Source organism: Streptomyces sp. NPDC101151 (assembly GCF_044768335.1).
GTDB lineage: Bacteria > Actinomycetota > Actinomycetes > Streptomycetales > Streptomycetaceae > Streptomyces.
In genome coordinates, this window is sequence record NZ_JBIWPP010000002.1 from 521,956 (window position 1) to 544,389 (window position 22,434).

The window sequence follows — 22,434 nt, forward strand, 5'->3', positions numbered from 1 at the left end:
CCTGGATCGAAAATCTTCAACATAGAAGAATGTCGAAGCAAGAGCTTGTGGTGCTCGGGCAGGACGACCAGTCGGATACCTGCTGCCCGGGACTGCTGACCGCGCCTCTGGACGACGTCCAGGCGGCCGAGCTGGCGAAGATGTTCAAGGCGCTGGGTGATCCGGTCCGGCTGCGCCTGTTGTCCATGATCGCTTCGCGGGCGGGCGGCGAAGTCTGTGTGTGTGACCTGACTCCGGCCTTCGACTTGTCCCAGCCGACGATCTCGCACCACCTCAAACTGCTCCGGCAGGCAGGTCTGATCGACTGCGAGCGCAGGGGAACGTGGGTCTACTACCGGGTGCTTCCCGGCACCCTGGACCGGCTCTCGGCGTTCCTGGCGACCACGCAGAAGGCCGAGAAGACCCCGTGAGCGCATCGCTCGGGCGTCGCGTCCTCGCCGAAGCCGTGGGGTCGGCCGCCCTGGTCGCCGTGGTGGTCGGCTCCGGCATCCAAGCCGCCGAACTGAGCCACGACGTCGGCGTGCAACTGCTCGCCAATTCGCTCGCCACCGTGTTCGGCCTGGGTGTGCTCATCGCGCTGTTCGGACCGGTCTCCGGCGCGCACTTCAATCCGGTGGTCACGCTCGCGGCCTGGTTGACCGGCCGCCGCACCCACGACGGGCTGACGCTTCGAGACGTGGCTGCGTACGTCCCCGCGCAGACGGCCGGAGCGATCGGTGGCGCCGTCCTGGCCGACGCCATGTTCGCGAAGCCTCTGGTGCAGTGGTCCGCGCACGACCGTTCCGCGGGCCACCTGTGGCTCGGTGAACTGGTCGCGACCGCCGGACTCGTCCTGCTGATCTTCGGACTCGGGCGCACCGGCCGGGCTCACTTCGCCCCGGTGGCCGTGGCGTCATACATCGGGGCGGCGTACTGGTTCACGTCCTCCACGTCGTTCGCCAACCCGGCCGTCACCATCGGTCGCGCCTTCACGGACACGTTCGCCGGCATCGCGCCTGCCTCGGCCGCCCCCTTCATCGCGGCACAGATCACCGGTGCCGTCCTCGGCCTCGGCCTGGTGGCTGCCGTGTTCGCCCACCCTGCGCCCGCACAGACCCGCATCCTCCCCGCCCAAGGCGAACGCGAACCCACCGCTCCCACCGCCTCTTGAACGCCGCTTCCAGAAGGAAACCCGCCATGACCGCTCCCGCCGAGCGCCCATCCGTCCTGTTCGTCTGCGTCCACAACGCCGGGCGCTCACAGATGGCCGCCGCCTTCCTCACCCACCTGGCCAGCGGCCGAGTTCAGGTGCGTTCCGCCGGTTCCGCTCCCGCTGACACCGTGAACCCCGCCGTCGTCTCAGCCATGGCAGAGGCAGGCATCGACGTCTCGGCCGAGGTCCCCAAGGTGCTCACGGTGGAGGCCGTCCAAGCGTCCGACGTCGTGATCACGATGGGCTGCGGCGACACCTGCCCGGTCTTTCCCGGGAAGCGCTACCTCGACTGGGAGCTTCCCGACCCGGCCGGCCGGGAAGTAGACGCTGTCCGCCCGATCCGCGACGAGATCGAGAAGCGCATCCGCGGCCTGATCAACGAGATTGCCCCAGAGGTCTGACCTTGCGGCCCGCGGACACCCGCTTTAGGAGCGAGGTGAGGCGAGAGTACGGGTGACCTGCGGATTCTCCGGCCTGACTGCCTTCCGGCAGAAGTGCCCCTGTGAACCTCGGTTCCCCGCGAGTTCCCGCCCGTTCTGGCACGGGAGTGGCACGGCCCGGCGACCGTGCCACGGCCCCTCGATGCGACTGTGGGCGTGGTGGTTGCTGAGGCCGTTGCTGTACTTCGCTGCTGTACTGCGACGGTCCAGGGCGCCGGCCGAGCAAGTCCACGGGTGGACTTCGAGCCCCAGCTTTGTCAGTAGCCGAAGAACTGGCTGATCGTCAGCTGTCCAAGTGCCCCTGCTTTAACCCTTTGCCGCGTCCGAGCCGCAGCAACTACGTTCTCCGGGCCGCCGATCACCCAGGCCGATGGAGACACCTTGACCATACGCATCACCCCGCTGACCGACCCCGATGCGGGATCGTCCTCCCGCCGTCTGGCGTGGCTGGCCTCCGACGCCGACGGAGTCCCCGTCGGATCGGCGTTTCTGCGCCTCTTCACCAGGACCGGGCAGAAGCATCTCGCCGAACTGGAGCTGCGGGTCCACCCGGCCGAGCGGCGGAGGGCTACCGGCTCCCGGCTCCTGGAGGCGGCCGTGGCCGCCGCGCGCGAGGACGGCCGGCGCTGCGTCATCACCCAGGCCGAGGCCGGCTCTCCCGGTGACGTGTTCCTGCCGGCCCGGGGCTTCCACAGGGTCCTGACCCTGGTCTTCACCCGGCTCCCGTCGGCCGAGGCGGACGTCACGGCTCTCACCGCGATCATCGAGGAGCCGCATCCCGGCTACCGGCTGACCTCCTGGGAGGGCACGGTCCCCGACGACCTCGCCGAGACGTATGTCGAGTCGCGTCACGCCATGGACGACATGCCGATGGGCAGCACCGACTTCGGCACGGTGACCTGGGACCTGGAACGGGTCAGGGCCGCTGCCGCGGCCGTCGAGAAGCGGGGCGACCTGCTGCACACCGTCGCCGCCGTCGACGAGTCTGACGGCTCGATCGCCGGGTTCACCGAACTGGTGGTCCCCGGCGACGGCAAGGGTGACGGCCAGCACTACGGCACCGGCGTCCTCCCCCGGCACCGCGGCCATGACCTCGGCCGCTGGATGAAGGCCGCCTCCGTCCGGCACGCCCTCGAACGGCACCCCGATCTCGGCGGCCTGCTGACCGACACCGCCGACAACAACCCGCACATGATGCGCATCAACGACGCGCTCGGCTATGCGCCGACCCGCACGACGTTCGAGTACCAGCTCGACCTCTGACGTCTGGTCTACCGCGACCAGGAGTGACGGGCCGGGGCCATGACCCGCGGTCTTCTAGTCGATCAACGCGCTGGCCTGCTGTTCGACTGTCGTAGGTCGTCAACATTGGTCGTCCCTGAGCGCCCTTCCACGGCCCCGAGACGGCCCGGAGGGGCGTGCTGCGTACAGTGCTGCACGCTTCGTGATCTACAAGGCGCGCAAGGAGGCGGGCGTCCGGGGCCTCCGGTTCCATGATCTTCGGCACACCGGGAACACCCTGGCACCAACGCCAGCATGCGTGAGCTGGTGACCCGGCTCGGCCACAGCTCGACCCGTGCGGCGCTGATCTATCAGCACACCTCGGAGAGCCGCGAGCGGGAGATCGCCGACGGCGTGGACGCGGCGATCGTGGACGCCCTGAAGCGGCGTCGCCGGCCGAAGGGGCACGCGGGGGACACGGAGAGCTGATCGGCCCTGAAAACGGCTGAAGGCCCAGGAAGAGGAAAACATCCTCTTGTCTGGGCCTTCTGCGTTCAGAGCGGGCGACGGGAATCGAACCCGCGTAGCTAGTTTGGAAGACTAGGGCTCTACCATTGAGCTACGCCCGCAACAATGCGCCGCAGGTCTGTGATCGCGGCACTGCAGAGCATCCTAGCGGGTCGCGCGCCGCGGAGGCCAACGTGTTGGACTGCGGCGATGCCACGCACGCGGCAGCGGACAAAGCGGCCGACGGATCCGGCCCGGGCATGTACCCTACGTGTCGCACCAGACGGGGTGTGGCGCAGCTTGGTAGCGCGTCCGCTTTGGGAGCGGAAGGCCGTGGGTTCAAATCCCGCCACCCCGACCACCGGCTCACGTCACCGTGAAGATCCCCTTTTGGGGCGCTGACCGGCTGCGGTTACTATGCAAGCTGCGCGCCCGTGTGCCCCGGCCCTCACGGCCTACGTACTCCTCCGGGCGGCGAAATCCGCCGGGACTCTCTGGTCCCGGCAGAACCCGAGAAGTCAGCCACAAGGAGACCGAACCGTGAAGAGCGCCGTGGAGACCCTGAACCCGACCCGGGTTCGGCTCACTGTCGAGGTGCCCTTCGAGGAGCTCAAGGACAGCCTCGACGCGGCGTACAAGAAGATCAACCAGCAGGTCACGGTGAAGGGCTTCCGGAAGGGCAAGATCCCGGCGCGCGTCATCGACCAGCGGTTCGGGCGCGGTGCGGTGCTTGAGGAGGCCGTCAACGACGCGCTGCCGAAGTTCTACACCGAAGCGGTCAACGAGGCCGAGCTGAGCCCGCTGGGCCAGCCCGAGGTCGACATCACCGAGCTGAAGGACGGCGAGACGCTGAACTTCACCGCCGAGGTCGACATCCGCCCCGCCCTCGAGATCCCGGACTACTCCGGGATCGAGGTCGAGGTCGACGCCGTCGAGGTCACCGACGAGGACCTCGAGAAGTCGGTCGAGCAGCTGCGCGAGCGCTTCGCCTCGACCTCCCCGGTCGAGCGCGCGGCCGAGGACGGCGACGTCGTCACCCTCGACCTGGAAGCCAAGGTCGACGGCGAGGTCCTCGAGGACGGCGTCGCCCAGGGCGTCTCGTACACCATCGGTTCCGGCGAGCTGCTCGACGGCATCGACGACGCCGTCAAGGGCCTGTCCGCCGACCAGGACGCCACCTTCACCTCCGAGCTGAAGGGCGGCTCCGCCGCGGGCAAGGAGGCCGAGGTCACCGTCAAGGTCACCCAGGTCGCCGCCCGTGAACTGCCCGCGCTGGACGACGAGTTCGCGCAGCTCGCCTCCGAGTTCGACACCCTGGACGAGCTGAAGGCCGACAGCCGCAAGCGCCTGGCCAACATGAAGCAGTACGACCAGGCCACCCAGGCCCAGGAGCGCGTCCTGGAGAAGCTCCTCGAGCTGGTCGAGGTCCCGGTCCCCGAGAAGCTGCTCGAGGACGAGGTCAACACCCGCAAGCACAACCTGGAGCACCACCAGCTCGGGCAGATGGGTCTCACCCTCGACAAGTACCTGGAGCTCCAGGGCAAGACCGCCGAGGAGTTCGAGACCGAGACCCGCGAGGCCGCGGTCAAGGGCATCAAGACCCAGTTCGTCCTCGACGAGCTGGTCAAGAAGGAGAACCTCAACGTCAACCAGGAGGAGCTCACCGAGCACCTCATGCGGCGTGCGGCCTCCTCCGGCATGTCCCCCGACCAGTTCGCCCAGGCCGTCGTCGAGGGTGGCCAGGTTCCGCTCCTGGTCGGCGAGGTCGCCCGCGGCAAGGCCCTGGCCGTCGTGGTCGAGGCCGCCACGGTGAAGGACACCAACGGCGAGGTCATCGACCTGGACGACGAGGACGAGACCGAGGCCGCCGTGGAGACGGTTGAGGCCGCCGAGGGCGCCGCCGAGACCACGGACGAGGAGAAGGCCGAGGGCTGAGCCCCGCGGCGTCTCTGACGACGTAGACGGGCCCCTGGGGAGTCTCCCGAGGGGCCCGTTTGTCGTACCGGGGGCCCGTCCGGGTTCAGGGGTGCGGGGCCGTATCGATCCGAGGCTGTGCGCGCCGGGCGCGCACAGCCCGCCGCGCCTCCGCCACGGGCTGCACACGGGCTGCACACGGGCCCCACCGGCCCGCGGGCCGACGATTTCCGCGCCACCTCCCTGCGGTCCGCACCCGCCCCCCGGCGGAGCCCTCCGCTACGCCCCCGGCGAACACCCCCATCTCCGGGATTCCCCGAAGGGACCTGAGCGTTAGGGTCCATGAATACGAGGGCAGGGGAGTCCCCTGATGCCCCCGGCAGGACCCGCAGGACAACGCAGGACAACGTGAGACGGCCCGGCGCCGTCGTAAGACGAGCAGGTGGATACGTGACGAATCTGATGCCCTCCGCCGCCGGCGAGCCTTCCATCGGTGGTGGCCTCGGCGACCAGGTCTACAACCGGCTGCTCGGCGAGCGGATCATCTTCCTCGGCCAGCAGGTTGACGACGACATCGCCAACAAGATCACCGCACAGCTGCTGCTCCTCGCCGCCGACCCGACGAAGGACGTCTACCTCTACATCAACAGCCCCGGCGGCTCGGTGACGGCCGGCATGGCGATCTACGACACCATGCAGTACATCCCGAACGACGTGGTCACGATCGGCATGGGCATGGCGGCCTCGATGGGCCAGTTCCTGCTCACCGGCGGCACCGCCGGCAAGCGCTTCGCCCTGCCGCACACGGACATCATGATGCACCAGGGTTCCGCCGGCCTCGGCGGTACGGTCTCGGACATCAAGATCCAGGCCCAGTACCTGCTGCGCACCAAGAAGACCATGTCCGAGCTGACCGCGCTGCACTCCGGCCAGACCGTCGAGACGATCGTCCGCGACGGCGACCGCGACCGCTGGTTCACCCCGGAAGAGGCCAAGGAGTACGGTCTCATTGACGAGATCATCACGCACGCCTCGGGTGTTCCGGGAGGCGGCGGCACCGGTGCCTGACCGGCCCGGCCACGCCATGCACCGCCACGACCCCAGCCCCCAGAACGCCACCAGGACGGTGAACACCCTCATGAGCAACTTCCACGGCGCCGCCAGCGGCATGTACGAAGGGCCCCGGCCCGAGAGCCGCTACGTCATCCCGCGCTTCGTCGAGCGCACCTCCCAGGGCATCCGCGAGTACGACCCGTACGCGAAGCTCTTCGAGGAGCGCGTGATCTTCCTGGGCGTCCAGATCGACGACGCCTCCGCCAACGACGTCATGGCGCAGCTGCTGTGCCTGGAGTCGATGGATCCGGACCGGGACATCTCGATCTACATCAACAGCCCCGGTGGCGACATGACGGCCCTCACGGCCATCTACGACACCATGCAGTTCGTGAAGCCCGACATCCAGACGGTGTGCATGGGCCAGGCGGCCTCCGCCGCGGCCATCCTGCTCGCCGCCGGTACGCCGGGCAAGCGCATGGCGCTGCCGAACTCGCGCGTGCTGATCCACCAGCCGGCCGGCTCCACCGGCCGCGGTCAGCTCTCCGACCTGGAGATCATCGCCAACGAGTTCACCCGGATGCGTACGCAGCTCGAAGAGATGCTCGCCAAGCACACCAACCGGCCGATCGAGAAGGTCCGCGAGGACATCGAGCGCGACAAGATCCTCACGGCCGAGGAGGCGCTCGAGTACGGCATCGTCGACCAGATCATCTCCACCCGGAAGATGAACAACGCCGACGTCCGCTGACGCGGGTCGATGCATTCGTCGACGTAGTCTCTGCCCCTCTTGGCACGGAGCACGTCAAAGTGAACCCTGCCAAGGGGGGCCCGAACACAGGGCCCGGCAAGGTACCGTCGGACATAAGGCAGCACCAGGAGCCGCTGGATTCGAAAGCGTCCAGGCGTCTCCCAGGCGAAGGGGAAGCACACCGTGGCACGCATCGGTGACGGCGGCGATCTGCTCAAGTGCTCGTTCTGCGGCAAGAGCCAGAAGCAGGTCAAGAAGCTCATCGCAGGGCCCGGTGTGTACATCTGCGACGAGTGCATCGATCTCTGCAACGAGATCATCGAGGAGGAGCTCGCGGAGACGAGCGAGGTGCGCTGGGAGGAACTCCCGAAACCCCGCGAGATCTACGAGTTCCTGGAGGGCTACGTAGTCGGCCAGGAGGCGGCGAAGAAGGCCCTGTCCGTCGCGGTGTACAACCACTACAAGCGGGTCCAGGCGGGTGAGAACGGCGGCGCCCAAGGCCGCGACGACGCCATCGAGTTGGCGAAGTCCAACATCCTTCTGCTCGGTCCCACGGGCTCCGGCAAGACCCTCCTCGCGCAGACGCTGGCCCGCATGCTGAACGTCCCCTTCGCGATCGCGGACGCGACGGCGCTGACGGAGGCGGGCTATGTCGGCGAGGACGTCGAGAACATCCTCCTGAAGCTGATCCAGGCGGCCGACTACGACGTCAAGAAGGCCGAGACCGGCATCATCTACATCGACGAGATCGACAAGGTCGCGCGGAAGAGTGAAAACCCTTCCATCACACGTGACGTCTCGGGCGAGGGTGTCCAGCAGGCCCTGCTCAAGATCCTCGAGGGCACCACGGCCTCCGTCCCGCCCCAGGGCGGCCGTAAGCACCCCCACCAGGAGTTCATCCAGATCGACACGACGAACGTCCTGTTCATCGTGGGCGGTGCCTTCTCCGGCCTGGAGAAGATCATCGAGTCCCGGGCCGGGGCGAAGGGCATCGGCTTCGGCGCCACGATCCGCTCCAAGCGCGAGCTGGAGTCGAAGGACGTCTTCGAGGACGTCATGCCGGAGGACCTGGTCAAGTTCGGCATGATCCCGGAGTTCATCGGCCGCCTGCCCGTGATCACCTCCGTCCACAACCTGGACCGCGAAGCGCTCCTCCAGATCCTGGTCGAGCCCCGCAACGCCCTGGTGAAGCAGTACCAGCGCCTCTTCGAACTCGACGGCGTGGAGCTGGACTTCGAGCGCGAGGCCCTGGAGGCCATCGCCGACCAGGCCATCCTCCGCCAGACCGGCGCCCGCGGCCTGCGCGCCATCATGGAGGAGGTCCTGATGTCGGTGATGTACGAGGTCCCGTCCCGCAAGGACGTGGCCCGGGTCGTCATCACGGCGGACGTCGTCCACTCGAACGTGAACCCGACGCTGATTCCGCGGGATGCGCGGGGGCGGGGTTCGGGGGAGCAGAAGACGGCGTAGCCGCCGGCACGGACATGCGCGAAGGGGCCCCGGTCAGCCGACCGGGGCCCCTTCGTCGTCGTGCTTCACACCATCAGGACTTGACGCGCACGTCGTTGCGGAGCTTGGCCGCGAGGTCGGCGGTGTCCTCGATCGTGCCGCTCTCACCGGCGGCGAAGCCGGCCAGGCTGAACGCCGTGACCCGGGCGGTCGTGCTGTGGTCGGCCCAGAGGCAGATCGGCACCTTGACCGTCTTCGCCGCACCGGCGGACGAGGACGACGAGCCGCTGTTGTCGAACTCGGCCACCTGGCACTTCATGACGCCGTCGGAGAAGCCCGACGGGTGGACCGTCTCGGGGCTGCCGATCAGCTTGCCCTTGTCGTCCTTCTCGGACTCCGTCTTGGCCTTGGCGAAGGCGGCGTCGATGACCGCCTCCGGGTCGTCGATCGTGCCGTACACGCCGGCGAACGAGAGGCCCTTCGCGGTCAGGCCCTTGCCGTTCTGGTAGCCGCCGTTCACAGCCTTGGGGTCCTTGACGCCCGCCTTCTCGAAGTCCGAGAGGTCGGAGCTGCTGACCTCGTCAGAGGAGCCCGACGGCTCCTTCAGGTACGTGCCGTTGATCACCGACTCCGGAGCCGTCAGCTTGTGCGGGCCGTCGTCTGCGACATCGCCGCCGCTGCTGCTCCCGCTGAGCACGAAGTAAGCGCCCACCGCGATCGCAGCCACGACCGCCACCGCACCGATGATCAGGCCCGTCTTCTTCTTGCCGCCCGCCGGAGCCGGCGGATGCGGCACGCCGTAGGGCTGCTGGCCGTAGGCGCCCGGCTGCTGGCCGTACGGGCCCGGCTGCTGCGGCGCGCCCTGCTGCGGGTAGCCGTAGCCGGGCTGCGGCGCGGCCGGAGGGGCCTGCTGGGGGTAGCCGTAGCCGGGCTGGGGCGCCTGCGGCTGCTGGCCGTAGGGGCCCGGCTGGCCGTAGGGACCAGGCTGCCCCGGCTGGCCGTAGGGCGGCTGCTGGCCGTACGGGCCCGGCTGGTTGTTGCTCATTTCTGGGTTCCCCCTCAGATGCTTATGTGTTCCTGACATCCTGGCCCAGGCCCGATAACCACAGGGCACCGGGGGTCCCACCGTTACAGAAGAAACGCGTTTCGGGACCGCCCCGTGACACCTCTAAACTGACCCCCGTGACCGAGAACGCTCAGCAGCAGCCACCCGCGCCCGACTCCGAACTGCCGACCCAGTACGCGCCGGCCGATGTAGAGGGGCCGCTGTACGAGCGCTGGGTAGAGCGCGGTTACTTCGAGGCGGACGCGAAGAGCGACAAGCCGCCGTACACGATCGTCATCCCGCCGCCGAACGTCACCGGCAGCCTGCACCTCGGGCACGCCTTCGAGCACACCCTCATCGACGCGCTGACCCGCCGTAAGCGCATGCAGGGCTTCGAGACGCTGTGGCAGCCCGGCATGGACCACGCCGGTATCGCCACGCAGAACGTCGTCGAGCGGGAGCTCGGCAAGGAGGGCAAATCCCGCCACGACCTCGGCCGGGAGGCCTTCGTCGAGCGCGTCTGGCAGTGGAAGGGCGAGTCCGGCGGCCAGATCAGCGGCCAGATGCGGCGCCTGGGTGACGGTGTCGCCTGGTCGCGTGAGCGCTTCACCATGGACGAGGGCCTGTCCCAGGCCGTCCAGACCATCTTCAAGCGGCTCTACGACGACGAGCTGATCTACCGCGCCGAGCGCATCATCAACTGGTGCCCCCGCTGTCTGACGGCGATCTCCGACATCGAGGTCGAGTACCAGGACGACGACGGCGAGCTGGTCTCCATGAAGTACGGGGACGGGGACGACACCATCGTCGTCGCCACCACCCGTGCCGAGACCATGCTCGGTGACACCGCCGTCGCCGTTCACCCCGAGGACGAGCGCTACAAGCACCTCATCGGCAAGCTCATCAGGCTGCCGCTGACCGACCGTTCCATCCCGGTCGTCGCGGACGAGCACGTCGACCCCGAGTTCGGCACCGGCGCCGTCAAGGTCACCCCGGCCCACGACCCGAACGACTTCGAGATCGGGCAGCGGCACGACCTGCCGTCCATCACCGTCATGGACGAGCACGCGGTCATCACCGTCCCCGGCCCCTTCCAGGGCCAGGACCGCCTGGAGGCCCGCTCCGCCATCGTCGGCGCGCTGCGCGCCGAGGGCCGGATCGTCGCCGAGAAGCGGCCGTACGTCCACAGCGTCGGCCACTGCTCGCGCTGCAAGACCACCATCGAGCCCCGCCTGTCCATGCAGTGGTGGGTCAAGGTCGGCCCGCTGGCGAAGGCCGCCGGTGACGCCGTCCGCGACGGCAAGGTCAAGATCCATCCGCAGGAGATGGAGAAGCGGTACTTCGACTGGGTCGACAACCTCCACGACTGGTGCATTTCACGGCAGTTGTGGTGGGGCCACCGGATTCCGGTCTGGTACGGCCCGAACGGCGAGGTCGTCTGCGTCGGACCCGACGAGCAGCCGCCGTCCGGCGAGGGCTGGCACCAGGACACCGACGTCCTCGACACCTGGTTCTCCTCCGGCCTGTGGCCCTTCTCCACCCTGGGCTGGCCCGAGCGGACCGAGTCGCTCGCGAAGTTCTACCCGAACGCCGTCCTGGTCACCGGCTACGACATCCTCTTCTTCTGGGTCGCCCGGATGATGATGTTCGGCCTGTATGCGATGGACGGCACCCCGCCGTTCCACACCATCGCCCTGCACGGCATGGTCCGCGACCAGTTCGGCAAGAAGATGTCGAAGTCCTTCGGCAACGCGGTCAACCCGCTGGACTGGATGGACAAGTACGGCAGTGACGCCCTGCGCTTCACCCTCGCCCGTGGCGCCAACCCGGGCGTCGACGTCCCGATCGGCGAGGACTGGGTCCAGGGCTCCCGCAACTTCGCCAACAAGATCTGGAACGCCACGCGCTTCGCGCTGATGAACGGCGCGACGGTGGACGGCCCGCTGCCCGAGCCGGCGGCGATGTCGGCGACGGACCGGTGGATCCTCTCCCGCCTCAACTCCGTCATCGCCGAGGTCGACGCGTACTACGACGACTTCCAGTTCGCCAAGCTGTCCGACGCGCTCTTCCACTTCGCGTGGGACGAGGTCTTCGACTGGTACGTCGAGCTGTCCAAGACGACGTTCCAGGCGGGCGGCGAGGCGGCGGAGGTCAGCAAGCGGGTTCTCGGCGAGGTCCTGGACGTCACGCTGAAGCTGCTGCACCCGGTGGTCCCGTTCGTCACGGAGACCCTCTGGACGACGCTGACCGGCGGCGAGTCGATCGTCATCGCGGAATGGCCGAAGGCTGTGTCCGTTCCTGGGGCTGACGCTCCGGGCGGCTTCCGTGACACGGCCGCCGAGCGGGAGATCGAGTCCCTCCAGTCCGTCATCACCGAGGTCCGCCGCTTCCGCGCCGACCAGGGCCTGCAGCCGGGCCAGCGCGTCCCGGCCCGGCTGACGCTGGACGGTACGGCGCTGGCCCCGCACGAGGCGGCCATCCGCCAGCTGCTGCGTCTGCAGCCGGAGGGTGAGTCCTTCACGGCCACGGCGACCCTGCCGGTCGCCGGCGCCGAGGTCGCCCTCGACCTGTCCGGCACGATCGACGTGGCCGCCGAGCGCAAGCGCCTGGCCAAGGACCTGGCCGCCGCCGAGAAGGAGAAGGCGCAGGCCACGGCCAAGCTCGGCAACGAGGCGTTCCTCGCGAAGGCCCCGGAGAACGTGGTCGACAAGATCCGCACCCGTCTGACCAAGGCGGACGAGGACATCGCCCGGATCCAGGCCCAGCTGGACAGGCTCCCGTCGGCATAGCCGCCCGCACACCGACGAAGGCCCCCGCAGCCGCAAAGCTCCGGGGGCCTTCGCATGCCCGGGCGGGGTCGCTCGCTCTCGCGGCTGTGCATCCGGTGTGACCGTATGTACCTCAGGGGCGCGGGGAACTGCGCGAGTCACCACCGACGACCCGCACCCGGCCGAGATGGCGGGCCGTCCCGGACCGGGCACGCCTGGCCGCGGCTGTGCATCCGGTGTGACCGTATGTACCTCAGGGGCGCGGGGAACTGCGCGAGTCATCACCGACGGCCCGCACCCGGCCGAGATGGCGGGCCGTCCCGGACCGTCCGAAAGAGCCACCGCACCCTTTGTCACCGCGGCTCCGTAGACTGGCCCCGTGAGCGACCACCCCGGCACCAGCGACACCCCCGACCCCCTCGACGCCTTCGAGGAACTCCTCGAGGCCGAGACCGACCGCGACCCCGATCTCGCGGTGATCGAGGCCGGCAGCCGCACCCTGCGGACGCAGGGCGGGGCGCCGCAGGCCGACGTACCCGGACGGCCGGAGGACCCCGAGGTCGACAAGGCCCTGCGCGAGGTCGAGACGGAGCTGGCCACCCGGTGGGGCGAGACCAAGCTGGAGCCCTCCGTCAGCCGGATCGCGGCGCTGATGGACGTGCTGGGCGAGCCGCAGCGGTCGTACCCCTCGATCCACATCACGGGGACGAACGGCAAGACCTCCACCGCCCGCATGATCGAGGCCCTGCTCGGCGCCTTCGAGCTGCGCACCGGCCGGTACACCAGCCCGCACGTGCAGTCGATCACGGAGCGGATCAGCCTGGACGGCGCCCCGATCTCCGCCGAGCGGTTCATCGAGACGTACCAGGACATCAAGCCGTACATCGAGATGGTGGACGCCGCGCAGGAGTACCGGCTGTCCTTCTTCGAGGTCCTCACCGGCATGGCGTACGCCGCCTTCGCGGACGCCCCGGTCGATGTCGCCGTCGTCGAGGTCGGCATGGGCGGCAGCTGGGATGCGACGAACGTGATCGACGGCGATGTCGCAGTGGTCACCCCCATCGGTCTCGATCACACCGACCGGCTCGGGGAGACGCCGGGGGAGATCGCCGGTGAGAAGGGCGGCATCATCAAGCAGGACGCGACCGTGATCCTGGCGCAGCAGCCGGTGGACGCGGCGCAGGTGCTGCTGAAGAAGGCCGTCGAGGTGGACGCCACGGTGGCCCGCGAGGGGCTGGAGTTCGGCGTCGTGGCCCGGCAGGTGGCGGTCGGCGGACAGATGGTCACCCTGCGCGGGCTGGGCGGCGAGTACCCCGAGGTGTATCTGCCCCTGCACGGCGCCCACCAGGCGCACAACGCGGCCGTGGCGCTCGCCGCCGTGGAGGCGTTCTTCGGGGTCGGCGCGCTGCGCGCGGAGCCGCTGGAGATCGACACCGTGCGCAAGGCGTTCGCGGCGGTGTCCTCGCCGGGGCGGCTGGAGGTCGTTCGGCGCTCTCCCACGGTCGTCCTGGACGCCGCTCACAACCCGGCGGGCGCGGAGGCGACCGCCGAGGCCGTGCGGGAGGCGTTCGATTTCAGCCGGCTGATCGGTGTGGTCGGGGCGAGCGCGGACAAGAACGTGAAGGGCCTGCTGGAGGCCTTCGAGCCGATCTTCGCCGAGGTCGTCGTCACCCAGAACTCCTCGCACCGCGCCATGGACGCGGACGAGCTGGCCGCGATCGCCGTCGAGGTGTTCGGCGAGGACCGGGTCCAGGTCGAGCCGCAGCTGCCCGAAGCCCTGGAGGCCGCGATCACGCTGGCCGAGGAGGAGGGCGAGTTCACCGGCGGCGGGGTGCTGGTCACCGGGTCGGTCATCACGGTGGGCGAGGCCCGCCTGCTGCTGGGGAAGGGCTGAGGTTTCCGTCGTGCGCACGCTCTGTTCATCAACGCTGATCGGCGAGTTCTTCATCATCGGGTTCGCTGGGCTCGTGGCCATGAAGGACCCGGACCTGTCCTCCTCGACGGTGTGGCTGGTCAGCGGTGTCGCCATGGTCCTGTGCGTGCTGCTGTGCGGCATGGTGACCCGGCCGGGCGGTGTCGCTCTCGGCTGGGCGCTGCAGCTCGCCCTGATCGCCTCCGGTGTCTTCGTCCCGACGATGTACTTCATGGGCGCGGTGTTCGCCGCCCTGTGGTGGGCGTCGGTGCACTTCGGCCGGAAGGTGGACGAGGCGAAGGCGAGATTCGCGGCGCGGGCGGAGTCCTCCTCCACCACGCCTGACGCTGCGTGACGGCCGCACGGACACGCCCTGTAACCTCGTCCCACCGCACATGCCAGTCGTAAGGAGCCCCTCGTGAGCCAGCGCACCCTCGTCCTTCTCAAGCCCGACGCCGTCCGTCGTGGCCTGACCGGCGAGATCATCAGCCGTATCGAGCGCAAGGCCGGCTGGCAGATCACCGCGCTGGAGCTGCGGACCCTGGACCGGGGCACGCTGGAGCAGCACTACGCCGAGCACGTCGGCAAGCCCTTCTACGAGCCGCTGGTCGAGTTCATGTCAGCCGGCCCGGTGGTGGCTCTGATCGTCGAGGGTGAGCGGGTCATCGAGGGCGTGCGCGCCCTGGCCGGTCCGACCGACCCGATCGCGGCCGCCCCCGGTTCCATCCGGGGCGACTACGGCGTGATCGTCCGCGAGAACCTGATCCACGCCTCGGACTCCGAGGAGTCCGCCGAGCGCGAGGTGAAGATCTTCTTCCCGGGCCATGCGTGAGACGTCCCGGCAGATTTTTCGCTAATTTTTCTGAGTGACTGTCAGCTCCGCTCGGAGTCCTGACCTGGGGCGGCCGTACGTTTTCGGCCGTCCCTCGGCATATGCGTTGCCGATCGGGGGAACGTGTGCCTCCGATGGGCCGTCTCCACAAGCGAGGCGCTGCGCCATCTGCTGACAATGGCGAAGACCCTCGCGCAGTGTTCGTGCAGGCGCGTTTACGATGGAAGCCTTCACGTCACAGCACCCGCCTCGCCGACCTGATATGCCCTCAAAAGCCCGGGAAGGCCAGATGAATCCGGATGGGGAACTCAATGTCGTTCATCGGCCGTGACATGGCTGTCGACCTCGGGACCGCCAACACGCTGGTGTACGTCAGGGGTCGCGGAATCGTGCTCAACGAGCCGTCCGTCGTCGCGATCAACACCAACACCGGGGGCATCCTCGCGGTCGGTGCCGAAGCGAAGAAGATGATCGGCCGGACGCCCGGCAACATCGTCGCCGTGCGTCCGCTCAAGGACGGTGTGATCGCCGACTTCGAGATCACCGAGCGGATGCTCCGCTACTTCATCCTGAAGATCCACAAGCGGCGGTATCTCGCCCGGCCGCGGGTCGTCGTCTGTGTGCCCTCGGGCATCACCGGCGTCGAGCGCCGCGCCGTCATCGAGGCGTCCTCCCAGGCCGGAGCCCGTCAGGTGCACATCATCGAGGAGCCCATGGCCGCCGCCATCGGCTCCGGACTGCCGGTCCACGAAGCCACCGGCAACATGGTGGTGGACATCGGCGGCGGCACCACCGAGGTCGCGGTCATCTCGCTCGGCGGAATCGTCACGGCCCAGTCCATCCGCGTCGCCGGTGACGAACTGGACAACGCGATCATCCAGCACATCAAGAAGGAGTACAGCCTTCTGCTGGGTGAGCGGACGGCCGAGCAGATCAAGATCACGATCGGTTCGGCGTACGAGCTCGACGCCGACGAGCACACCGAGATCCGCGGCCGGGACCTGGTGTCCGGACTGCCGAAGACCGTCGTCATCTCGGCCGCCGAGGTCCGCAAGGCGATCGAGGAGCCGGTCAACGCGATCGTCGACGCGGTCAAGACGACCCTCGACAAGTGCCCGCCCGAGCTGTCCGGCGACATCATGGACAGGGGAATCGTTCTGACCGGCGGCGGAGCACTGCTGCGCGGCCTGGACGAGCGGCTGCGGCGGGAGACCGGCATGCCGATCCACATCGCCGAGGACCCGCTGGACAGCGTGGCGCTCGGCTCCGGGAAGTGCGTCGAGGAGTTCGAGGCGCTCCAGCAGGTCCTGGACGCCCAGCCGCGCAGATGACCAACTCTTCGATTCCGCCGTACGAGACGATCTCCTCTCGTACGGCGGATCGTTGATATCGAGGCATAAGCTCCCACAAATGGACCCCTTGGGTTTGCGCTTCGCGAGTGGCGCCTTGAGGGGTTTCCCGAATTCCTACTGAGGAAGGGCACGGCCGCCGCACGTGAGGGACACGAAAGAGAGCCGGCTGCTCCTGGTCCTGTTGGTCGCCATCGCGTTCGCGCTGATCACGGTGGACATCCGCGGAGGCCGGAACTCGCCGGTCGAGGGTGCCCGGCAGGCCGCGGCCGCGGTGTTCGGCCCGATCGAGAACGGGCTGTCCTCGGCCGTCGACCCCGTCGGCAACGCCGTCTCCGCGGTCCGCGACTCCGACAACCGCCACGACCGGCTCGCCACCATGGAGAAGGAGAACGCGGCCCTCAAGGCGAAACTGGGCAGCGACGACCGTAACCGCAGCCGTCTCAAGCAGCTCGACAAGATGCTGAAGGTCGCCGGCGAGGGCCAGTACGGCATCAAGGGCGCCCAGGTCATCGCCATAGGGTCGGCGCAGGGCTTCTCCTGGACCATCACCATCGACGTCGGCGCGAACGACGGCATCAAACGGGACATGACCGTGCTGAACGGCGACGGTCTCGTCGGCCGGGTCACCACCGTCGGCCCCGACACCGCCACCGTGCTGCTCGCCAACGACCCCGACTTCACCGTCGGCACCCGTATGGAGGCCAGCGACGAACTCGGCTTCGCCTCCGGGCAGGGCGACCGCCCGCTGCGCGTGGAACTCCTCAACGGCAAGGCCGAGGTGAAGAAGGGCGACCGGCTCGTCACCTTCGGCTCCCAGGCCGACAAGCCCTTCGTGCCGGGCGTCCCGGTCGGCGTGGTCTCCCGCGTCGACCCCTCCGGCGGCGGCCTCACCCGCACGCTCTATGTCACGCCGTACGTCAGCTTCACCCAGCTCGACATCGTCGGTGTGGTCGTCGAGGCCCCGAAGAAGGACCCGCGCGACGAGGTCCTGCCGACCAAGCCCAAGCCGGTCCCGACGCCGACGGTGACCGTCACGGTCACCCCGTCGGCCGACGCGAACACCACCGACGAGCAGCAGCAGTAGGAGCTGAATCCCCATGCGTCTCAACAGGATCCTGCTCTCCAGTGCGCTGGTCGTCGTCGCCCTGGTGATGCAGGTGAGCGTCCTCGCCCGCCTGCACCTGCCGGGTGCCGTCCCCGACCTGCTGCTGCTCACCGTCCTCGGCCTCGCCATGGTGTACGGCCATGTGGGCGGCGCCCTGGTCGGCTTCGGCGCCGGCCTGCTGGCCGACCTCGCCCCGCCCGCCGACCACGCGGCGGGCCGCTACGCCCTCGTGCTGTGCGTCATCGGCTACGCCGCCGGACTCATCAAGCCGGAGAACGGCCGCCTGAAGTCGGCGACCGGCCCGATGGCCGTCGTGGCCGCCGCCGCCGTCGGCTCCACCCTGCTGTACGCGGGCGTCGGCGCCCTCGTCGGCGACACCGCCGCCCGCCATGTCGGCCTGACCGGCCTGCTGTTCTCGGCCGCCCTGTACGACCTGCTGCTCGCGCCCTTCGTGGTCCCCGGGATCATGTGGCTGGCCCGCCGCTCCGACAACGACCCGCTCGCCGACAGCGGCCCCGCCGCCAAGGCCGGCGACATCTCCTCCGGGTGGCTCTCCTCGGGCACCGGCCTGCGGATCGGCAGCCAGCGCGGCGGCCTCGGCTCGCTGAAGGCCAAGGCCCGCACCCGCTCGACCCGGGTGGGCCGCATCAAGGGGGTCAAGCGGCTGTGAGCGGGCCAGAGTTCACCCGAACGGGGACGTTCCGGCGGAACGTGGCCTCACAGGACCGTCGTTCATCATTTGTACGCGCACGCACGTCCGCGCACTGAGAGGGGGAGACAGCCGCAGTGACCAACATTCCCGAGACCGGACGGACCCCACGGGTCCAGATCAGGCTCGTCGTGATCCAGATCCTCGTCCTCTCCCTCCTCGGCACGCTCGGCGGCCGCCTGTGGTACCTGCAGATCCGCGAGGGGGCCGAGTACCAGAAGGAGGCCTCCGGGAACCACGTCCAGCAGGTAGTGGACCCCGCCGTGCGCGGCGACATCCTGGACGCGCGCGGGGTGCCCATCGCCGACAACGAGACCCGCCTGGTCGTCTCCGCCTCCCGCACCGACCTGCTGAAGCAGAAGGACGACGGCAAGGCCGTCCTCACCAAGCTGGCCGGCGTCCTCGGCATGAAGCCCGAGGAGGTCATGCAGAAGGTCCGGCTGTGCGACGCCAAGACCCCCCAGCCCTGCTGGAACGGCTCGCCCTACCAGCCGATCCCGATCACCGACGAGGCAACCCCCAAGCAGGCCCTGCAGATCCGCGAGCGCGCCGAGGACTTCCCCGGCGTCACCGCCGAGCCGGAGGCCGTGCGCCGCTACGCGGGCCCGGGCAAGTCCAACACCTCCCAGGTCCTCGGCTATCTCTCGCCGGTCACCGACGACGAGATCCAGAAGGCCAAGGACACCGACTCGCCCTACCTGCGCTCGGACATGGTCGGCCGCTCCGGCCTGGAGCGCCAGTACGACAAGGTGCTGCGCGGCAAGGCCGGCGTCACCCGCTACGAGGTGGACAACCTCGGCCGGGTCATCGGCAAGGCCAGGTCGGACGCCGCCGAGTCCGGCTCCAACCTGGTCACCAGCATCGACTCCCGAGTCCAGCGGGTCGCCGAGTACGAGCTGAACAAGGCCATGAAGAAGGCCCGCGAGCAGTTCGACAAGATCACCGGCGAGAACTACAAGGCCGACTCCGGTGCCGTCGTGGTGATGGAGGCCAAGACCGGCCGGATCGTCGCCATGGCCTCGGCCCCGACCTACGACCCGAACGTGTGGGTGGGCGGCATCTCCGCCAAGGACTACAAGGCCCTCACCGGCAAGCACAGCGACTACCCGCTGCTCAACAGGGCCATACAGGGTCAGGCCGCGCCCGGCTCGACCTTCAAGGTGGTCTCCACGGCCGCCGCGGTCCAGGCCGGCTACGAGTGGGACGGCGGCTATCCGTGCACCAGCTCGTACTCGGTGGGCAGTCAGGTCTTCAAGAACTTCGAGGGGGAGAGCTTCGGCCCGATCTCGCTCGGCCGGGCGCTGGAGGTCTCCTGCGACACCGTCTTCTACGGCCTCGCGGACCGGGAGTGGAAGAAGGACGGCGGCATCAACCCGAAGAAGGGCGAGCCCAAGGACTACTTCTTCAAGACCGCCCACCAGTTCGGCCTCGGCAAGGAGACCGGCATCGACCTGCCCAACGAGGTCACCGGCCGCGTCCCCGACCGCCAGTGGAAGCTGGACTACTGGAAGGCCAACAAGGACGCCTGGTGCAAGTCCGGCAAGAAGGACGGCTCCTACGTCGAGAAGATCGCGTACGAGAACTGCCTCGAAGGCAACAAGATGCGCGAGGGTGACGAGATCAACTACTCCATCGGCCAGGGCGACACGCTCGTCACGCCGATCCAGGAGGCGGTGATCTACGGCGCCGTCGCCAACGGCGGCACGATCTACGAGCCGACCATCGGCAAGGCGGTCATCAGCGCCGACGGCAAGACCGTGCAGGAGATCAAGCCGCGGAAGAAGGGCAGGCTGCCGGTCAGCCAGGCCACCCTCAACGGCATGGACGACGCCTTCGCGGGCGTCATCACCCGCGGTACCGCCGCCTGGAAGTTCGGCGGCTGGCCGCAGGACAAGATCCCGCTGCACGCCAAGACCGGTACCGCGGAGGTCTACGGCAAGCAGACCACGTCCTGGCTGGCCACCTACTCCAAGGACTACACGGTGATCATGACGATCGCCCAGGCCGGTACGGGTTCCGGAGCCTCCGGTGAGGCCGTGCGCAACATCTACAGCTCGCTCTACGGCGTCCAGGGCGACGGCTCCATCGACAACAAGAATGCACTGCTGCCGAAGCCGCAGAAGAGCCTGCCGAAGGTCCGCACGGACGGCACCATCGCCGCCCCGAAGATCACCGGGGACCCGGGCAAGGACGCCGAGGCCTCCCAGAAGGACAACCCCACCAACGGGGACGACCAGCAGCCCGCCACCTCACCGTCGCCCGGCACGGGCAACAGCAACACCCGCAGGCGGCCGCGCCGGAGGGGAAGCCGGAGGATGCTCACATGACCGGCGCGAACAGCTTTTCCGTCTCCGGGTACGGCCCCGAGCGGGCCGGCTGGACCAGGCTCTTCGCCCGTGACTCACTGGCCCGCCGGCTCGACTGGCCGATGCTGCTCTCGGCGCTCGCGCTCTCGGGGATCGGCTCGCTGCTGGTCTACTCGGCCACCCGCAACCGCACCGAGATCAACCAGGGCGACCCGTACTACTTCCTGATCCGGCACCTCATGAACACCGGCATCGGGCTCGCTCTGATGCTCGGCACGATCTGGCTCGGCCACCGCGCCCTGCGCAACGCCGTGCCGATCCTCTACGGCCTGTCGGTCTTCGGCATCCTCGCCGTGCTCACCCCGCTCGGTTCCACCGTCAACGGCGCGCACTCCTGGATCGTGCTCGGCGGCGGCTTCTCCCTGCAGCCGTCCGAGTTCGTGAAGATCACGATCATCCTGGGCATGGCCATGATGCTCGCGGCCCGGGTCGACGCCGGCGACAAGAAATACCCGGACCACCGCACGGTCCTGCAGTCCCTGGCCCTGGCAGCCGTACCCATCCTGATCGTGCTGCTCATGCCCGACCTCGGGTCGGTCATGGTCATGGTGATCATCGTCCTGGGCGTGCTGCTCGCCTCCGGCTCCTCCAACCGCTGGGTCTTCGGCCTGATCACCGCGGGCGCCATCGGCGCGATCGCCGTCTGGCAGCTGCACATCCTGGACGAGTACCAGATCAACCGCTTCGCGGCCTTCGCCAACCCCGACCTCGATCCAGCGGGCGTCGGCTACAACACCAACCAGGCCCGCATCGCCATCGGCTCCGGCGGCCTGACCGGCGCGGGCCTCTTCCACGGCTCACAGACCACCGGCCAGTTCGTGCCCGAGCAGCAGACGGACTTCGTCTTCACGGTCGCGGGGGAGGAACTGGGCTTCGTCGGCGCCGGCCTGATCATCTTCCTGCTGGGCGTGGTCCTGTGGCGTGCCTGCCGCATCGCTCGCGACTCGACCGAGCTGTACGGCACGATCGTCGCCGCGGGCATCGTCGCCTGGTTCTCCTTCCAGGCCTTCGAGAACATCGGCATGACCCTCGGCATCATGCCGGTCACCGGCCTGCCCCTGCCGTTCGTGTCGTACGGCGGCACGTCGATGTTCGCGGTGTGGGTGGCGGTAGGACTGCTGCAGTCCATTCGCTTGCAACGACCGATGTCGGCGTAGGGGAGGCCACGATGTCCGAGGACGGGCGTTCGAGGGTGGCCCTGTGCCCCGTCACACCGGAGCTGGCCGACCGGCTCGTCGACATCGCCGGACTCGACCTGGCCGACCACGGCGTCGCCCGGGAGGGGCTGAGGAAGCTGGGCTGGCAGACCCTCCGGGATGCCCTGGAGGACCCGGTGTACGAGACCGCGCCCGACATCCCGGACTGCGACCTCCTCTCGCCGCTCGGACACTTCACGTACCTCGACGGTCACGTCGCGATGCCGTTCTCCTACCTGTACTGGACAGGCGGCGAACTGCTCCCCGACGACTACTGGGGTGCCCTGCCCGGCTGGAGCAGTGACGCGTCGGCCTGGCGGGAGGAGTTCGACGCGCACGCGGAGGCGGCCGTGCAGCTGCTGACGAAGCGACTGGGCCCTGCGCAGTACGACATCCGGCAGCCGAAGCACCACGCTCGGCACGTCACCTGGCGCCTGGGGTCGAACGTGCTGGTGATCAGCCAGATGCTGGAGCCGATCTCGTACTACCAGTTCGAGCACGTGGAGGTCTTCATCGGTCCCCGGACGGGTGAAGGCGGCCACTTTCCCGGCGGCCCCGCGCTCCGGACCCTCGTCACCTCCTGATCCCCCGGAGTTTTCCAGCCATTCACCATGATGGCGCT

General features: G+C 68.7%; 20 protein-coding genes and 2 tRNA genes. 20 read left to right on the forward strand and 2 right to left on the reverse strand.

The genetic code is table 11. The features are described from left to right. The first annotated feature begins 29 nt into the window (after positions 1-29). From ACIRU3_RS05420 to ACIRU3_RS05440, 5 genes are all read left to right on the forward strand, one after another. Positions 30-410 carry an ArsR/SmtB family transcription factor gene (locus tag ACIRU3_RS05420; protein ID WP_404051670.1) on the forward strand — a complete coding sequence of 127 codons (381 nt, stop codon included), beginning with the start codon at positions 30-32 and terminating at the stop codon, positions 408-410. Next, positions 407-1,150: an aquaporin gene (locus tag ACIRU3_RS05425; RefSeq protein WP_404051672.1), complete on the forward strand. Its 744-nt coding sequence runs from the start codon at positions 407-409 to the stop codon at positions 1,148-1,150. Before ACIRU3_RS05420 ends, ACIRU3_RS05425 begins: the two co-directional genes overlap by 4 nt. A 26-nt stretch (positions 1,151-1,176) precedes the next feature. Then, a complete protein-coding gene (locus tag ACIRU3_RS05430) occupies positions 1,177-1,593 on the forward strand; it encodes an arsenate reductase ArsC (RefSeq protein WP_404051674.1) in 417 nt (138 codons plus the stop codon). Positions 1,594-2,013: 420 nt separating this feature from the next. Next, positions 2,014-2,895, forward strand: a complete 882-nt coding sequence (locus ACIRU3_RS05435; protein WP_404051676.1) for a GNAT family N-acetyltransferase — start codon at positions 2,014-2,016, stop codon at positions 2,893-2,895. Positions 2,896-3,168: 273 nt separating this feature from the next. Continuing rightward, positions 3,169-3,342, forward strand: coding sequence for a hypothetical protein (locus ACIRU3_RS05440; protein WP_404051678.1), 174 nt, complete (start codon positions 3,169-3,171; stop codon positions 3,340-3,342). A 69-nt stretch (positions 3,343-3,411) separates the two neighbouring features. Here ACIRU3_RS05440 and ACIRU3_RS05445 read toward each other — a convergent pair. Then, positions 3,412-3,482: transfer RNA gene (locus tag ACIRU3_RS05445), tRNA-Gly, on the reverse strand. Between the two features lie 162 nt (positions 3,483-3,644). Here ACIRU3_RS05445 and ACIRU3_RS05450 point away from each other — a divergent pair. The 5 genes from ACIRU3_RS05450 (at position 3,645) to clpX (ending at position 8,548) form a co-directional block, all read left to right on the forward strand. Then, positions 3,645-3,721 (forward strand) — tRNA-Pro (locus tag ACIRU3_RS05450). Between the two features lie 179 nt (positions 3,722-3,900). Further along, complete coding sequence (gene tig / locus ACIRU3_RS05455) at positions 3,901-5,295, forward strand: trigger factor (protein WP_404051680.1); 1,395 nt, start codon at positions 3,901-3,903, stop codon at positions 5,293-5,295. Between the two features lie 441 nt (positions 5,296-5,736). Next, on the forward strand, positions 5,737-6,342 hold the full coding sequence (locus ACIRU3_RS05460) for an ATP-dependent Clp protease proteolytic subunit (protein WP_351730689.1): 606 nt from the start codon (positions 5,737-5,739) through the stop codon (positions 6,340-6,342). Between the two features lie 70 nt (positions 6,343-6,412). Next, positions 6,413-7,078, forward strand: a complete 666-nt coding sequence (locus ACIRU3_RS05465) for an ATP-dependent Clp protease proteolytic subunit (protein ID WP_404051900.1) — start codon at positions 6,413-6,415, stop codon at positions 7,076-7,078. Positions 7,079-7,261: 183 nt separating this feature from the next. Further along, a complete protein-coding gene (gene clpX / locus ACIRU3_RS05470; protein WP_404051683.1) occupies positions 7,262-8,548 on the forward strand; it encodes an ATP-dependent Clp protease ATP-binding subunit ClpX in 1,287 nt (428 codons plus the stop codon). A gap of 73 nt (positions 8,549-8,621) precedes the next feature. On the opposite strand, the gene ACIRU3_RS05475 is transcribed toward clpX, so the two are convergent. Continuing rightward, positions 8,622-9,572 carry a hypothetical protein gene (locus tag ACIRU3_RS05475; protein ID WP_404051685.1) on the reverse strand — a complete coding sequence of 317 codons (951 nt, stop codon included), beginning with the start codon at positions 9,570-9,572 and terminating at the stop codon, positions 8,622-8,624. 137 nt (positions 9,573-9,709) lie between these two features. Here ACIRU3_RS05475 and ACIRU3_RS05480 point away from each other — a divergent pair, with 137 nt between their 5' ends. The 10 genes from ACIRU3_RS05480 (at position 9,710) to ACIRU3_RS05525 (ending at position 22,396) form a co-directional block, all read left to right on the forward strand. Next, positions 9,710-12,361: a valine--tRNA ligase gene (locus ACIRU3_RS05480; RefSeq protein WP_404051688.1), complete on the forward strand. Its 2,652-nt coding sequence runs from the start codon at positions 9,710-9,712 to the stop codon at positions 12,359-12,361. A gap of 358 nt (positions 12,362-12,719) precedes the next feature. After that, a complete protein-coding gene (locus ACIRU3_RS05485; protein ID WP_404051690.1) occupies positions 12,720-14,234 on the forward strand; it encodes a bifunctional folylpolyglutamate synthase/dihydrofolate synthase in 1,515 nt (504 codons plus the stop codon). A 10-nt stretch (positions 14,235-14,244) separates the two neighbouring features. Further along, positions 14,245-14,607, forward strand: a complete 363-nt coding sequence (locus tag ACIRU3_RS05490; protein WP_404051693.1) for a DUF4233 domain-containing protein — start codon at positions 14,245-14,247, stop codon at positions 14,605-14,607. Between the two features lie 63 nt (positions 14,608-14,670). Next, entirely contained in the window at positions 14,671-15,084 is a 414-nt protein-coding gene (gene ndk / locus ACIRU3_RS05495; RefSeq protein ID WP_404051696.1) for a nucleoside-diphosphate kinase, read from the forward strand. A 311-nt stretch (positions 15,085-15,395) separates the two neighbouring features. After that, the gene (locus ACIRU3_RS05500; protein ID WP_266514304.1) at positions 15,396-16,415 is read left to right on the forward strand and encodes a rod shape-determining protein; all 1,020 of its coding nucleotides are present in this window, start codon (positions 15,396-15,398) and stop codon (positions 16,413-16,415) included. 163 nt (positions 16,416-16,578) lie between these two features. Beyond that, on the forward strand, positions 16,579-17,520 hold the full coding sequence (gene mreC, locus ACIRU3_RS05505) for a rod shape-determining protein MreC (RefSeq protein WP_404051699.1): 942 nt from the start codon (positions 16,579-16,581) through the stop codon (positions 17,518-17,520). Positions 17,521-17,533: 13 nt separating this feature from the next. Continuing rightward, entirely contained in the window at positions 17,534-18,211 is a 678-nt protein-coding gene (gene mreD, locus ACIRU3_RS05510) for a rod shape-determining protein MreD (RefSeq protein ID WP_404051702.1), read from the forward strand. Positions 18,212-18,327: 116 nt separating this feature from the next. Next, complete coding sequence (gene mrdA / locus ACIRU3_RS05515) at positions 18,328-20,577, forward strand: penicillin-binding protein 2 (protein ID WP_404051705.1); 2,250 nt, start codon at positions 18,328-18,330, stop codon at positions 20,575-20,577. Next, entirely contained in the window at positions 20,574-21,773 is a 1,200-nt protein-coding gene (rodA, locus tag ACIRU3_RS05520) for a rod shape-determining protein RodA (protein ID WP_404051708.1), read from the forward strand. Before mrdA ends, rodA begins: the two co-directional genes overlap by 4 nt. 11 nt (positions 21,774-21,784) lie before the next feature. Then, positions 21,785-22,396, forward strand: coding sequence for a hypothetical protein (locus ACIRU3_RS05525; RefSeq protein WP_404051711.1), 612 nt, complete (start codon positions 21,785-21,787; stop codon positions 22,394-22,396). Positions 22,397-22,434: the final 38 nt, after the last annotated feature.

What these genes read in the sequence shown, in the direction of transcription:
- ACIRU3_RS05525 (WP_404051711.1), top strand. Translation starts at nt 21,785, where the DNA reads ATGTCCGAGGACGGGCGTTCGAGGGTGGCCCTGTGCCCCGTCACACCG.
- ACIRU3_RS05460 (WP_351730689.1), top strand. Translation starts at nt 5,737, where the DNA reads ATGCCCTCCGCCGCCGGCGAGCCTTCCATCGGTGGTGGCCTCGGCGAC.
- ACIRU3_RS05420 (WP_404051670.1), top strand. Translation starts at nt 30, where the DNA reads ATGTCGAAGCAAGAGCTTGTGGTGCTCGGGCAGGACGACCAGTCGGAT.
- ACIRU3_RS05465 (WP_404051900.1), top strand. Translation starts at nt 6,413, where the DNA reads ATGAGCAACTTCCACGGCGCCGCCAGCGGCATGTACGAAGGGCCCCGG.
- ACIRU3_RS05500 (WP_266514304.1), top strand. Translation starts at nt 15,396, where the DNA reads ATGTCGTTCATCGGCCGTGACATGGCTGTCGACCTCGGGACCGCCAAC.
- ACIRU3_RS05440 (WP_404051678.1), top strand. Translation starts at nt 3,169, where the DNA reads ATGCGTGAGCTGGTGACCCGGCTCGGCCACAGCTCGACCCGTGCGGCG.
- ACIRU3_RS05430 (WP_404051674.1), top strand. Translation starts at nt 1,177, where the DNA reads ATGACCGCTCCCGCCGAGCGCCCATCCGTCCTGTTCGTCTGCGTCCAC.
- ACIRU3_RS05475 (WP_404051685.1), bottom strand. Translation starts at nt 9,572, where the DNA reads ATGAGCAACAACCAGCCGGGCCCGTACGGCCAGCAGCCGCCCTACGGC.
- mreD (WP_404051702.1), top strand. Translation starts at nt 17,534, where the DNA reads ATGCGTCTCAACAGGATCCTGCTCTCCAGTGCGCTGGTCGTCGTCGCC.
- rodA (WP_404051708.1), top strand. Translation starts at nt 20,574, where the DNA reads ATGACCGGCGCGAACAGCTTTTCCGTCTCCGGGTACGGCCCCGAGCGG.